The 13,885-nt window shown below is 43.7% G+C and carries 13 protein-coding genes and 1 other RNA gene; 8 read left to right on the forward strand and 6 right to left on the reverse strand.

The window, feature by feature from the left end:
* Positions 1–139 precede the first annotated feature (139 nt).
* Both C0J08_RS12100 and C0J08_RS12105 read left to right on the forward strand, forming a co-directional pair.
* Positions 140–505, forward strand: a complete 366-nt coding sequence (locus C0J08_RS12100) for a methionine-R-sulfoxide reductase (protein WP_212652224.1) — start codon at positions 140–142, stop codon at positions 503–505.
* Between the two features lie 629 nt (positions 506–1,134).
* Positions 1,135–2,856 (forward strand): OTU domain-containing protein, encoded by a 1,722-nt coding sequence (locus tag C0J08_RS12105; protein WP_212652225.1) that lies wholly within the window; start codon positions 1,135–1,137, stop codon positions 2,854–2,856.
* A gap of 355 nt (positions 2,857–3,211) precedes the next feature.
* On the opposite strand, the gene C0J08_RS12110 is transcribed toward C0J08_RS12105, so the two are convergent.
* Positions 3,212–4,231 (reverse strand): IS110 family RNA-guided transposase, encoded by a 1,020-nt coding sequence (locus tag C0J08_RS12110; protein WP_212652226.1) that lies wholly within the window; start codon positions 4,229–4,231, stop codon positions 3,212–3,214.
* Between the two features lie 267 nt (positions 4,232–4,498).
* Here C0J08_RS12110 and C0J08_RS12115 point away from each other — a divergent pair, with 267 nt between their 5' ends.
* On the forward strand, positions 4,499–4,756 hold the full coding sequence (locus tag C0J08_RS12115; RefSeq protein WP_212652227.1) for a hypothetical protein: 258 nt from the start codon (positions 4,499–4,501) through the stop codon (positions 4,754–4,756).
* 105 nt (positions 4,757–4,861) lie between these two features.
* Here the strand turns inward: C0J08_RS12115 and C0J08_RS12120 are convergent, their stop codons facing one another.
* From C0J08_RS12120 to ffs, 3 genes are all read right to left on the reverse strand, one after another.
* A complete protein-coding gene (locus C0J08_RS12120; protein ID WP_212652228.1) occupies positions 4,862–5,221 on the reverse strand; it encodes a hypothetical protein in 360 nt (119 codons plus the stop codon).
* 497 nt (positions 5,222–5,718) lie between these two features.
* A complete protein-coding gene (locus tag C0J08_RS12125) occupies positions 5,719–6,237 on the reverse strand; it encodes an energy transducer TonB (protein WP_212652229.1) in 519 nt (172 codons plus the stop codon).
* A 371-nt stretch (positions 6,238–6,608) separates the two neighbouring features.
* Positions 6,609–6,705, reverse strand: an RNA gene (gene ffs / locus C0J08_RS12130) — signal recognition particle sRNA small type.
* Positions 6,706–6,925: 220 nt separating this feature from the next.
* On the opposite strand from ffs, the gene C0J08_RS12135 reads away from it, so the two are divergent.
* From C0J08_RS12135 to C0J08_RS12155, 5 genes are all read left to right on the forward strand, one after another.
* Positions 6,926–7,804, forward strand: a complete 879-nt coding sequence (locus C0J08_RS12135; protein WP_212652230.1) for a 6-carboxytetrahydropterin synthase — start codon at positions 6,926–6,928, stop codon at positions 7,802–7,804.
* Positions 7,805–7,832: 28 nt separating this feature from the next.
* Entirely contained in the window at positions 7,833–8,237 is a 405-nt protein-coding gene (hisI, locus tag C0J08_RS12140; protein WP_212652231.1) for a phosphoribosyl-AMP cyclohydrolase, read from the forward strand.
* A 33-nt stretch (positions 8,238–8,270) separates the two neighbouring features.
* Complete coding sequence (locus C0J08_RS12145; RefSeq protein ID WP_502711630.1) at positions 8,271–8,717, forward strand: methyl-accepting chemotaxis protein; 447 nt, start codon at positions 8,271–8,273, stop codon at positions 8,715–8,717.
* A 77-nt stretch (positions 8,718–8,794) separates the two neighbouring features.
* Positions 8,795–9,580 carry a class II glutamine amidotransferase gene (locus C0J08_RS12150; RefSeq protein ID WP_212652232.1) on the forward strand — a complete coding sequence of 262 codons (786 nt, stop codon included), beginning with the start codon at positions 8,795–8,797 and terminating at the stop codon, positions 9,578–9,580.
* 138 nt (positions 9,581–9,718) lie between these two features.
* Entirely contained in the window at positions 9,719–10,477 is a 759-nt protein-coding gene (locus C0J08_RS12155) for an SDR family NAD(P)-dependent oxidoreductase (RefSeq protein WP_212652233.1), read from the forward strand.
* Positions 10,478–10,577: 100 nt separating this feature from the next.
* Here the strand turns inward: C0J08_RS12155 and C0J08_RS12160 are convergent, their stop codons facing one another.
* Both C0J08_RS12160 and C0J08_RS12165 read right to left on the reverse strand, forming a co-directional pair.
* Positions 10,578–11,534 (reverse strand): isopenicillin N synthase family dioxygenase, encoded by a 957-nt coding sequence (locus C0J08_RS12160; protein ID WP_212652234.1) that lies wholly within the window; start codon positions 11,532–11,534, stop codon positions 10,578–10,580.
* Positions 11,535–11,551: 17 nt separating this feature from the next.
* Positions 11,552–13,858: an ATP-dependent helicase gene (locus C0J08_RS12165; protein WP_249344266.1), complete on the reverse strand. Its 2,307-nt coding sequence runs from the start codon at positions 13,856–13,858 to the stop codon at positions 11,552–11,554.
* Positions 13,859–13,885 lie beyond the last annotated feature (27 nt).

Raw genomic sequence — 13,885 nt, forward strand, 5'->3', positions numbered from 1 at the left:
CCCCCACAAAACAGACGCACAACAAACCAAGACTCATCAATCGAACTCTACGTGCAATGTATTGTCTTAGTCTGCACAAATAAGACATGTCATAATTGAGCATCACAACCGTCATCATAGTGACAGGAGGACAAGTATTATGAGCAAACCATACAACAAGCTGACCCCAGAAGAAGCCAATGTCATTCTGAATAAAGGTACAGAACGTCCGTTCAGCGGAGAATACACCGACAAAATGGAAGGTGGCTTATATGTCTGTCGACAATGTGAAGCACCGCTGTACACTTCAGAGCATAAATTTATCTCACACTGCGGCTGGCCAAGCTTCGATGATGAAATTCCCAATGCCGTTAAACGCGTTCCCGATGCCGATGGTCGACGTACCGAAATTGTCTGCGCCAACTGTGGCGGCCACCTCGGCCATGTATTTGAAGGAGAAAGACTCACCGACAAAAACATTCGACATTGTGTCAACTCCATCTCGATGAAGTTCATTAGCCAGTAGTAAACAAACCTTCCTCTATTTGACAAAAGAAAGCCCCTAACCAATCTGGTTAGAGGCTTTCGCTCCTTGTATTCCTCCCAGCACAAACCTTCCCCAAAGTGTCTACCTATGGCGTTTTTGACACGTTCGATGGCTTGCTCACCCCATACAGGGTTGGTTTGAATTCTCGCTCATCGGCTTTTGACCGTATCGCGCCACCGCGACCCAACCGCCGTCGCTCGTGCGCTGCAAACCCTCGTATGGCGTGCCTTCGCTCAGCTAAAACACAAAACCACCGAGCGACATCATCTGACGCATGATTACTCCTTAGATAAAAATGGAGGGACAGAAACGAAAAAGCCCATCGAGGGATGGGCTTAGGGTTTGGTTTGAGAGGTTAAGGGGTGTTGCTTGTCTGAGCCTAAATTTAAAAGCTTAGTTACACTTTTCGACGAAGGATCCAAGCCAAGCTTTTTGAGTCCTTCTTAATGCGATTGTTATGCGATTTATTCAGAAAATTCGTCAAAATATGATTTAAGTGTATTTTTTGTGCTCCTTCAATATGTTCCACCAACTCTACAGTTGTTTTCAACGATTTTATCAAGAACTTATCCAATAAAATAACAGCAAGTCAACTTAGGAGAAATAGCATGCTAAACCCTAGCATCATAGTTAATATCATTTTGCCTGTTAACATTACGTGGCAATCAGTTACAGCGCTCATCAATGCACTGACAGCGTATTTGAACCAAGATATTCGCCTAACTATTTGTTTAGGCTTCAATTACAGGCAAGGAACTCTAGGTGTCCAAGGCATCTATCAAGAGTTGAATGACAAACTGAAAACTCTTCTCGTGGAAAATGAGGAAAATAATGTCGTAATCCAATCCTGCCTTATCGAATTTACAGGCGAGTCCTTTCCCTATGGCAAGGTTCGCAACGCATTGATGAAACACAATATTACCCAAACGGCGATAAATAACGACTTGAAACTTGGGTTAATCCCTTATATCAGCTTCCAAGACTCTGATGATTCTTTGCGGACAGTTACAGATTTACGTAGCGGAGAATTAGTCAGCCTAAATGTATTTAACTATCTGTATGATTTTATCAGACAATCCATGGAACAATATCAACCCGAATATATATACGATGATGTCGTCTTGGCAACATTGTACCAATATCCTCCCATAGTTAGTTTTGGTTACACTCCCAGCCAAGCCAACTTGCAAGAAGTCTCTAAAGACACACGCCAACAACTTTTGTTGCAACAAATCAGAACAGATATGCTCGCAAGAGATATAGCAGTAAGAAGCTGCGGCGGATATCTACCAGAACCCAACTTGTTTGTGTTAGGGGAATTTTGTCTAGATCCGAACGTACTGTTTGGCGATAAACAAGGTGAGAGTCATAAACTGGTACATACTTTCACGCAAGCCATTATGAAACGCTATGAGTCCAAAGTGAATGAACAAACTTGGGTGCAAATGAAGTCTCAGAATATAGTGACTTCACAACTATTCATGGGTGTACCGACTGACTTAACAAAGTACTTGGGCTTGAATAACAACAGTACCTCGATAAACAAAATAAACCCCCAACATACTTCGTTATTAAATAACACCATGAACGCTTTCATGTTTGAACGTGCCGATAAGTCAGGCATGAGATGGGGCAGTGTAAGAGAAGGCCTGCAAAAATATATTAATGAACAAGAACATCTCGACATGGCCGATATCATTCAATGGCTAAAAGAAAACGGTGTACCTGAAATATCACCATTAAAAAAGGGACAATTGTCACGGATGTATACCGACAGCAGCATGAGTTTTCAAGATATTAACGATATAGCGTTTCAATCAAGCATCATATTGGCCTCGAGTCTTTTAGTCGAACACTACGATAGACAAGTGAATACAATACAGAAGTTGATCAGTGGCCAAGGCAATGGTGATACCAGACATCAAATAGCTGGGGATGGACATTGTTTTTACCGCAGTGTTCAACATCAGGCAAAAGCAGATAACTCAGGTCATTTTGAAATCAGGGTTGATGGCCAGGAGACATTAAGAAATTCGATAGCACAATTCATTACTGACCACCAAGAAGAATTCATTGCTTTTTTTACTTCACAACAAGCATTGATGACTGAAGTTCAATCAATAAGAAACGGAGGCTGGGCTGGTCCTATTGCCATTAGAGCTACGGCGATTGTATTAAACACAAACATTAGCGTCGTTAATGCTCACGGCGAGCCCATCCCAGGAGCCTCAGTGATTTTGGACAGTAACCTGCCGACATTAACGATAGTGCATTGTAATTGGCAAGATAGAGACAACCTGGGCCAACTGAATCATTATGATATTCCATAGGCCCTATTAAGGCAGGAAAGGCCTGACAGGCATCACACTGCATGGGTAACTGTCAGATTAAGTCTGAATTACTACAGCTGAGTATCAATCTCGCTTTATCGCATAACATCTATGGACACCCCGTTTTTTGCAAGCAAAATCAAGATCTAACAAGAGTCGTTTTGCAGCCATCTATTCGGATTTTTGTTAAAGCTCTTTTGGCTTTTATCCCTGATGAACTCCGCTGACTTGGTTCTAATCATTTTGGCGTTTTCAAAGAAACGATGTTAGTCCCAGAATTTCCTAGTCACGGTCTTACCTATATTGTCATCACTCTTTTTTACTAAGCAAAACTTGGTGTATCACTCTTTAAAATTTAGATCGTTTGAGCCTGATATTTTTGATCTCGTGCCAGTATCGCCCAAACAACTCTTACCAATTTATTTGCTAATGCAACAATGACTTTGTTTTTATGCATTCTTAATAGCAAACTCGTAATCCATTCATAATAAGGCTTTCCCGGTTTTGAATGCCTTATTACTGCTCTAGCTCCATGACTAAACAATCGCCTTAAATACGAATCACATCGTTTACTAATCCCCAACAAAAGTGACTTTCCTCCACTTGAATGCTGGCTCGGTACCAGACCCAACCACGCGGATAGCTGACGACCAGATTCAAACTCTTTTGCATCGCCAACACTAGCGACTAAGACTGAAGATGTTAAGCGCCCAATGCCAGGGATCTCTCTAATTGCTTGGCATTGACTGCTTTCTTTGCTCGCACTATTAATCTGATTGTCTAGACTTTCAATATAGTTTTCTATGTCCATCAAGCGAGACTGCATAGATTTAACATGATGACACAAAATCCTAGGTAAGCTTTCTTCGACTACAAAAAAGTCTTCTCTAAACCATATTTGTAAGCGAAACCTTCCTGCAGGAATAATCGCCCCAAACTCTTGTAAACTTGCTCTGATTCGATTAATCAAAGCGGTTCTTTCTTTAACCACTCCATCACGCTCCCGGTGGAGCAAAAGTAAAGCTTGTTGCTCTTCACTTTTGACAGACACAAACCTCATATTTGGTCGGCTAACCGCTTCACAAATGGCTTCGGCATCTGCTGCATCATTCTTATTCGTTTTAACATAGGGCTTTACATATTGTGGTGGCATCAACTTCACAGTATGGCCTAATTTCTTTATCTCTCTCGCCCAATAATGAGAGCTACCGCACGCCTCCATTCCAATCAAAAAAGGCCCTATGTTGCTTAAAAATTTAAGAACTTGGTTTCGACGTAATACCTTATTAATAAGTTTTTTCCCAGCTCGATTAAAAGCGCATATTTGAAAAACTGACTTGGCTAAATCAATACCAACTGTATAAATCGTATCCATAACATCCTCCTTTTAAACTGACCTACTCAGTATAGAAGGGGGTGTCCATTTCATTATTTTAATAATACGCATGCGCGTTTAGACAATTTCAAAACTATCTAAAAAACCTTATAAGCAATTGAATAGTAAAAGTTTTATAAAGCTATTCACAAAAGTGAAAACTGGAAAACGAGCATGCGTGTTATTTTTTCTCTGAGGATTCTTATTCATTGATACTAAAAGACTTTCTCGTTTCCTACCAGCCAAAACAACAACTAAAGCCCACTTTTGCAGGCTTTAGTTGTCTACCAATTAGAAGTCTACGAAGTTGCGTTGGGCGTAGTCTTTGACGCGGGTGATGTTGTCGTTTACCCAGTCGGGTGTTTGGAGTCGTGCTATTTGCTGTTGGTACATGCGGATGGCTTGTACCATTTCGACGACTTCTTTAGATGGAAGGACAACGGGGTCGCTTTGTATCTGCATGGATTTGACGATGTTGTTGAGCAATTGCCTTCATTGGAGGGAATAGCTGTCTTTTTCCGCTAGTGCTAGGTTGTCTGTGGTTGGTTTTGCTCGTGGAGCTGTTTGGAGTAGATAAAAACTAAGTGCTATTTTTCATCTGATCCCAAATTCACTTTGTTAACTGTGCCACTAGCCGAGAACCTTAACTTTGTTTATGTGATTACTAAAAAAGAATGTTGCAAGCTGATTAGCATAACTGTTTAGAGACTCTCCAGACTCCTCAAATTTCTGATAATTTAGCATACTGACTTCGTAACGTATTCCGTATGTATAACTCCCATCACTATTTCTTGCGATAATGGTGTCGTATTCTGATTCGAGAGTTTGGTTTATTGGAAATGATCCGAACTCCTCAACTAAACCTTCAATTTCAGCCACTAGCTTTTTGCGACGAACACAAACACCTAACCTACAGTCAACACCCCAGCCATTACTACTATCTAGATTCAGTAGCTCACTTCTTAATTCTTCAGAGGTAAGTTCTTTCATATTTCGTCAGTTAATATCTTAATAGTGCGCATGCGCGTTTAAAGGTTCATTGATACTAAAAGACTTTCTCGTTTCCTACCAGCCCAAACAACAACTAAAGCCCACATTGGGCTTTAGTTGTCTACCAATTAGAAGTCTACGAAGTTGCGTTGGGCGTAGTCTTTGACGCGGGTGATGTTGTCGTTTATCCAGTCTGTTTACCTGAATTAAAAAGCTAGTCGTGCTATTTGCTGTTGCTTTTTTTGTTAGGAAAGTGCGGATGGCTTGTACCATTTCGACGACTTCTTTAGATGGAAGGACGACGGGGTCGCTTTGTATCTGCATGGATTTGACGATGTTGTTGAGCAGTTGCCTTCTTTGAGGGAATAGCTGTCCGTTTCCGCTAGCGCTAGATTGTCTGTGGTTGGTTTTGCTCATGGAGCTGTTTTGGAGTAGATGAAAACTAGGTGCTATTTTTCATCTGACCCCAAATTTATGGGCTTTGGGGGGTGGTTATATTAAGAGGTTCTGGGTTGTTTTTTGTCTGGCTCCAAACTCGAAGCGCCAAGGTTAAAATCCATATAAAAAAAACTGAATTCTTTCTCAAATACTTCACTGTCTAATGCTTGAATTCCTAAAAATGGAGCGGCTCTTTTAATGGCATTTAAAGCGCTTTTATCATAAAGTTCATTACCGCTAGACTTAGTAAATTCAACATTTACAAGCTCCCCTGTATGCTTTATTTCTATTTTAACAGATGCTTGCATTCCTTTATAAGCATATTCCGGGGATGGAGAGTGCCAATTATAGCTTATAGATTTATACAGATAGTTCGCGCACTCCTGAACAGTAAAGCACGGTTTATTCCTTATAAGGCTATATGGATGCGGTTTTGTAGACTTACGATTTTTATTCAACCTTTCATAATCTTTAGCAATTTGAGCTTCAATCTTACTAGTGTCAATCTTATTAGGTTGAGCATTATGCACACACCCAGAAATCATTATAAATAGTGTGAATAGAATAATGTATCGCATATAGTTTCCTTACTATAAAAATATAAACTTATCTTTTTACTATAATAAAAACTACAACTAAAGCCCACTTAAGCAGACTTTAGTTGTCTACCAATTAGAAGTCTACAAAGTTGCGTTGGGCGAAGTCTTTGACGCGGGTGATGTTGTCGTTTATCCAGTCTGGTGTTTGGAGTCGTGCTATTTGCTGTTGCTTTCTTTGTTAGGAAAGTGCGGATAGCTTGTACCATTTCGACGATTTTTTTTAGATGGTAGGACAACGGGGTCGCTTTGTATCTGCATGGATTTGACGATGCTAAAGTGCAAATTTGTCACAGTAAACTGCAAATTTGTCAACTTATGGTTCAATCAATAGGGGGAGATTAAGGTGGCATCTCCACCAGCCGCACCTCGGCACACAAGTCCACCGCTGTGGCTGCTTCCTTCCGGACCTGACCAGATTAACGGTTTATCGTTGCGAGGGGACCAGCAGAGACACCATAAAGGAGGCCTGTTGACCTTGGGGCGCAATTATACGCAGCCAAATTGAAATATCAACCGCCTTTCTTATGTATTTTCAAATACTTATAAATTGTCGTTTACCACCGCCCTTTTCTACTTCCTCTTTACGCTTTTGCTTTTCGTGCCAAGCTATAACGCTGGGGCTATTTACGGTAAGATACGCGCCATTCAGAATCATAGGAGTAGCGAGTTGAAGCTATTTGTAAAAAACCTAACCCACGTAGATTTTTCCTACTTTGATGCCACACGCGGTTTGTTGGGTGAAAGCTGGCAGACAGACATTGTGCTGACAGGCAAGCTAAACGATGAAAGCATGATTTGTGATTTCAGTATCGTGAAAAAACAAATCAAGAAATGGTTGGATGAGAATATCGATCACATGCTGGCGATCCCTGCCGAGCATGACGGTGCTACGCTCACGCCATTAGCAAACGATCGCGTATCCTTTCAGTTCGATCACAGTAAAGTCGCGGCAGACGACAAGCGCGTCTTTCAATGCGATGCACCAGCGCAAGCCATTTGCGTATTGCCCATGGCGGAGATCACTCCCGAAGCGGCAGCAAAATGGGTAGAGTCAAAGATTCTTAATCTATTACCCGCAGAATTAGCCGAAGTCAGCGTACGTTTTTCACCTGAACCAATATCTGGCGCTCAGTATCAATACAGCCATGGTTTGAAAAAACACTCAGGGAATTGTCAGCGTATTGCCCACGGTCACCGCTCTACGATTGAGATTTACGCCGATGGCGTTCGTAATGCAGAGATGGAGCAAGACTGGGCGAATCGTTGGGAAGACATCTATCTTGGCACGCAAGAAGACTTAATTCGCCAAGTCACAGAAAACGGCGTGGATTACCACTGTTTTAGTTACACCAGCCAGCAAGGTTTGTTCGAACTTAAAATAGACAGCAAACAAGTTTACATGCTGAACTGCGACACGACCGTAGAATCCCTTTCAGAGCATGTTGCTGACACATTGGCGCATGAACATCCTGGCGTGCATATTGAAGCGCACGGATTTGAAGGAATCGGCAAAGGCGCGATTTCCGAAAAGAAAGTTTCTCTTTAACACTGTTTCTCTCAATAAAGGCAGCATCATGGGCTTAAAAGAATATGAAAACCTCGCCAAAGGCGAAACCCTCTCTCTTGATACGGTTTTAGCAAATCTGAAAACAGACGAACATGGTTTAGTCGCGGCCATTGCGCAGCAACATGATACCGGCGAAGTCTTGATGCTGGCGTACATGAACGAAAAGTCCATTCGTGAAACGTTAGAAACAGGTCAAGTGTGTTATTGGTCTCGTTCTCGCCAAACCTACTGGCGTAAAGGCGAAAGTTCAGGACATCGCCAAAGCTTGGTGTCTATGTCTTTTGACTGCGACGGCGACGCTATTTTATTGCAAGTCGACCAAAAAGGGCCGGCTTGCCACACCAATCGTCGGGATTGTTTCTTCTTCAAAGTCGATGGTGACAAAGTCGTGATTGACAGCGCACCAATATAAAGCAGAAAAACGTACAAAAATAAAGGTTCTGCGATTGAAGCCGCACGTGCTGGGGAGCAAGGTCGAGGATTCGCCGTCGTGGCTGACGAAGTAAGACATCTTGCTCAAAACACACAAAATGCCACACAAGAAATCGAAAAAATGATCGCCTTGTTGCAAACTGGCACTAGCTCAGCAGTTAAAGCCATGTCTTCAAGTCACAAGCGTTCTACCGAAGCCGTCGAACAAGTGAAGCATGAAGAAGCCTCGCTGCGTAACATCACAGAATCGGTGTATACCATTCGTGATATGAACGACAAAATATCTGCCACCGCTGAAGAGCAAGCCTCGGTCACCGCAGAAGTCAGCCGCAACGTGGAAAACATTAACGAGATTGCCTCACGCACCACAAAATCCATTCACTCAATCAGTCATTCCGCAGAGCAGCTGGCTTCATTAGCCACTCAGTTGTCGACAAAAATCAGCTACTTCAATGTCTAGACCTAACGCTGTATGATCTTCTAAGTTAAGATCTAAGGGGAAGCCATTCGCTTCCCCTTCATTCCTAGGAGAAAATCATGTGTCGTTGGATGGCGTATCAAGGTGACCCTGTTTACCTTGAGTCATTACTCTTTAAACAAGAACACTCTTTAATTCACCAAAGTCTAAGCGCGAGAAAATCCGAAGTGACGGTCAATGCCGATGGTTTTGGTTTAGGTTGGTACGATGAGCGCGAAGAGCCCGGTCTCTATCATGAAATATTACCCGCTTGGAGTGACAGCAACTTAAAAAGCTTAGCGCGACACATTAAAAGTGGGCTTTTCTTCGCCCATGTTCGCTCTTCCACAGGCACAGAAACCAATCGCTCCAATTGCCATCCTTTCAGTTATAAAAATTGGTTATTCATGCACAACGGCCAAATTGGTGGTTACGAGTCTTTGCGTTGGCAACTGGATCGCATGGTTCCAGAGCATCTTTATGGTCATCGTCATGGGGCAACCGACTCCGAAGTTATTTTCTTATTGATGTTGGCGAATGGATTAGAAAGCGACCCAGAAAAAGCCATTGAAGTGACTCTGGCACAAATCCTCCATATGATGAAACAGAAGAACATAGAAGAGCCCTTACGATTCACCGCCGTGTTTTCCGATGGAGTAGAAATCACGGCAATTCGTTTTTCCAGTGATGCACTCGCTCCAAGTCTGTACTACAAACAATTTGATGACCATATTGTGATTGGCTCAGAACCTCTCGATCACTCTAGTCAGAGTTGGAATCAAGTGCCGGCTGGACACATCGCCAAAATAAAAGACCAAACTTACCAAGTTCAGCCTTTGCCTGAGCTATTAAAAATGACTGCCTAGCGGTCATTTTTATCTTCCACATTATTGCCACTTTGCCTTCCTACTTCCTTTGATCTACATCATGCGATTTACCTTTTTGGCTGGTAACCTGAATGAGTAAAGCATTCAATCGTATTGATTCAATTAAAAGGAGCTAGCATGATCAATTACCAACTAAACAATAAAAAAGCCATGGTGACCGGTGGAGCCTCTGGCATAGGTTTGGCCTGCGTTGAATTATTGGCCTACTCTGGTGCTGACGTAGCGATTTGGGATTTGCATGATGAAGCGCTGGAAAAAGCCAAGCAGCATATTAGCCAATACGATGTGAAATGCATTACGGTAAAAGTCGATGTGAGCAATCCAGAATCCGTGAAAGCCGCTATGGACGAAACCGTCAAACAACTCGGTAGCTTAGATATTACGGTCAACAATGCTGGCATCGGTGGCCCAGCGTGCAAATCAGGCGATTACTCAGATGACGATTGGCGAAAAGTCATAGACGTGAACTTTAATGGCGTGTTCTATTGTCAACGTGAAGCCATTGCGGCCATGCGTAAAAACGGCTCTGGTAGCATTATCAATATGGCGTCCATTCTTGGCCAAGTGACTTTCCCAAATGCCCCCGCTTACGTCAGCGCTAAACACGGGGTTGTCGGTATGTCTAAAGCCGCTGCGGTGGAGCACGCAGAAGACAACATTCGTGTCAACGTGGTTGGTCCTGGCTTTATCCATACGCCATTGGTTGATCAACACATGGATGCAGACACCCTAAACATGCTGGCTGAAAAGCACGCCCTAAAACGTCTGGGCAAACCAGAAGAAGTCGCCCACCTTGTTGCTTGGTTAGCCAGTGATGCCTCGTCTTTTGTGACAGCGTCTTATTACCCAATAGACGGTGGTTACCTAGCGCAATAAGTACCGAGCAAACACTTGTTTGAATTATGATTATTTGAGCTATAAAAACAAAAAACCGTCACTTCAAAATGAAGTGACGGTTTTTTTATGACCAAACACGTTATGCGCTTTCTTTCTCTCGATAAGCGTAAGTCGCGTCAAAACGTGACTGAATCCAGTCGCCGCTTAGAATCGCCTCATACTTGGCGGGTTTCTCTTCTGTAGCACAACTTGGTACACAAGCTACGCTGGTTTCATAATCTGGTTCCACAAAGAATGGGAAGGAATAACGATGCACATCTGGCATGGATGCTCTCACACGGTGCGCTGTCGAAACGTATTCATCGTTGGTCCAGCGCTGCATCAAATCACCAATATTGACCACTAACGCTTCATCGATTGGTGTCGCATCGACCCACTCACCTTGGCGGTTTTTCACTTGTAGCCCACCCGTTTGATCTTGCAACAACAAGGTCACACAACCGTAATCCGTGTGCGCCCCGGCTCCGTTATCATGGTCATTGGCAGGACGTGGCGGATAATGAATCATGCGCATAACCGTCACATGGTCTTTAAAGCAACGGGTGAAAAAGTCATCGTCCAAAGACAAGGCTTGTGCCATGGCCGTTAGTAGCTTTTGCGCCACTTGGAAAGCTTGCACATAATATTCTTGTAGCACTTCTAATGTCACAGGATCACTTGGATTCTGGTTAGGACCATAGGCCGTTGGGTATTTAAGCGCCAAAGGATGGTCTTTCGGGAAATCCAACGCCATATCAAAAGTTTCTTTCCAATCCGCATGGCCGATTTCATCAAGCTGTTCTTCGCCAATGTTGCCGTAACCACGGTGATTGATACTGTTTCTAATATCGATCGCGTTTTTTACATCTTGAGGCTGGTTAAAAAAGCGTTTGGCTTCACGCATCAAGGCGTCCATTAGCGCTTTAGGAAGTCCAGTATTCACTAAATAAAAGAAACCAATTTCTCGGCACGCCTTATCTAGGGCGTTTATTTCTGTCTGACGAACCGATTCACTTTCATGAGTCAGCTTAGATAAATCAATCAATGGAATAGACATTGCGTGTTCCTTGTTCCTTATGCTCTGGTAGACAATTTAATTAACTGTGTATGCTTGGGATTAAAGCGTTTAAGTCCTACTTCGCCAAAATCCACAAAAATCATTTGTTTCGCATCTTGTTCTTGGCGTACAACGACCCCCTGACCAAATTGATCATGGCGAACTTTGTCGCCGGGCTGTAACAGACTTTTTCCTTCAACACGATGACGGAAGGTCAATGACGGCGAAGGATCCACCGCATTTAAATAACGCTGAAACACCGAACCTTTTTCTGTATCAATTGGCGTGCCAACATTTTCCACATACCAAGATTCACATATTTGACTGACTGCATAGGGTTGGGCTTCAAACACAAAACGGGACAAAGACAAACTTTTCAAAGCGGCGCGAGGAATGTCCCCCTGTTTCATGCGCTTACTTTCATCCGCTGTCGGCGTTTCCAATATAACGAGCTTCTGTTTCGCGCGGGTAATCGCCACATAAAACAAACGGCGCTCAGACGCTAGATCTGTCGCAGCTTGTTTATCGATCGCACTTAAATCTTCGTCGTAATAAGGAAAGCGGCCTTCTTGCAAACCGGACAATAACACTTGATCGAATTCCAAACCTTTCGACTTGTGTATCGTCATCAAATGCACACCATGAACATCGTCCGTTTGTTTCTCATTCAATGTGGCGAGCTGCTCCAAGATGGATTTGGCATCACCGCCCACGCCCCGCACATACGCCATGAAGGCATCGCAGGTGGCGATTTTTTCTTGGGTTTGAATGTCTTTGCTGCTGGTGCTTTCGAAATAACGGTAAATCCCCAGCTTTTCTAATGTGTGAGCCAAACCTTGCGCTGGATCGGTGCGATACATGCCTAAACTGCGCAACCAGTCAGCACGCTCATAGAGCTTTTTCGCTCGCCAACCGTCGCTAGCATCGGCAACCGTTTCAATAATTTGCGGTAACAATTGCGGCGATTGTTTGGCTTGCAGAATCAAGGTTTTGCGCTGCGCTAGAGAACCACCAAGGCTCGGTGTCGTTAACAAGTATTCAATGTCATCGGGATGAAAAAACACACTGGGCGTTTCCAAGCCACCAGCAATCACCGCAAGGTACGCCATGAGCATACGGATTTGGCGGTTTTCCAATAATGGAGAGTCACCGTGAAGTTGGTACGGCACGCCTTTGTGCATCAAGGCCAATTGCACAGGTACCATATCGCTGTACAAACGCACCAGCACTGCGGTATCACTTAATGCGCGCCCTTCTTCCACCCAAGATTTTAACTCGCTCAACAAGGCTTTGCCGGTCTTTGGCGCACGGGCAAACGACACACGTGTGCGTTCTCCTGCGCCAATCACCAAGGAATCAGGATCGTTTTCACTGATCACGCTCGATGCCATTAACCCCACCGCATGACCAAAACGAAAACTGGTGCTTAACGGGTAAGTCACCACATGGCTAAAATCTTTATCAAATTGACTCGCCATAATCTCTGGACTAGCGCCACGCCATTCGTAGATGCACTGCTGAACATCACCCACTATCATCCATTGGCAAGGAGACGGATACAGCAATTTGAGCAGTTCATATTGGCAAGGGTTAATATCTTGGAATTCGTCAATCAGCAGGTAACGAAAGTCTGGCACCAAACCACGGATTCGAACTCGTTCCGATTCTTCCAAGGCTTGGACTAATTCATAGGGATCACTGAGCAAGTCGGCAAAAAAGCGAATGTTGTTACGCTTGCGCAGTTTTTCTAATTCATCGTAAAGCGCAGGGAAAAACTTGCGTTCGCTGGACCAGCCCAAGGCTTCAAATACGATTTGGGCAGTTTGGTCGGATGCTTTCACCTGATCGATAAATAGCAACACATCTTCCAGCCAGTCTTTCTCGTCCAGCATGGCGATTTTCTCACCATTACGCACCAGACGTTGCAAGGCTTCCCGTAACATTTTCACCAAACTGAAATCATCGGTCACAAGCTTCGCCGCGGGTAGCCAGCCTTGTTGCTCCAAGCGACGACAAAACTTCATACCAAACGCATGGAAAGTCATCACACTAGGAGAACGCAAATGCCCAGCGGCCATCAGTCGTTTACTCAAACGCTCAGAAAACTCTTCTTGGGCGCTTTTGTTAAACATAAAGACGCCGATCTGAGACGGATCCACACCCTGAACCAGTAAATGTTCAATCCGAGAAATGAGCGTCGTGGTTTTACCTGCCCCAGCCACCGCGATGACTTTCGCTGGGGAGGCAAGATCATGATGTACAACGCGCGTTTGTTCATCGGTTAACGAGGTGGACACCTCAGTATTGGGTTGTGCTTGAATCAAAATAGTTTTGCCTTGTAAAACGTCAAC

The sequence above is a fragment of the Marinomonas sp. CT5 genome (genome assembly GCF_018336975.1).
Lineage (GTDB): Bacteria > Pseudomonadota > Gammaproteobacteria > Pseudomonadales > Marinomonadaceae > Marinomonas.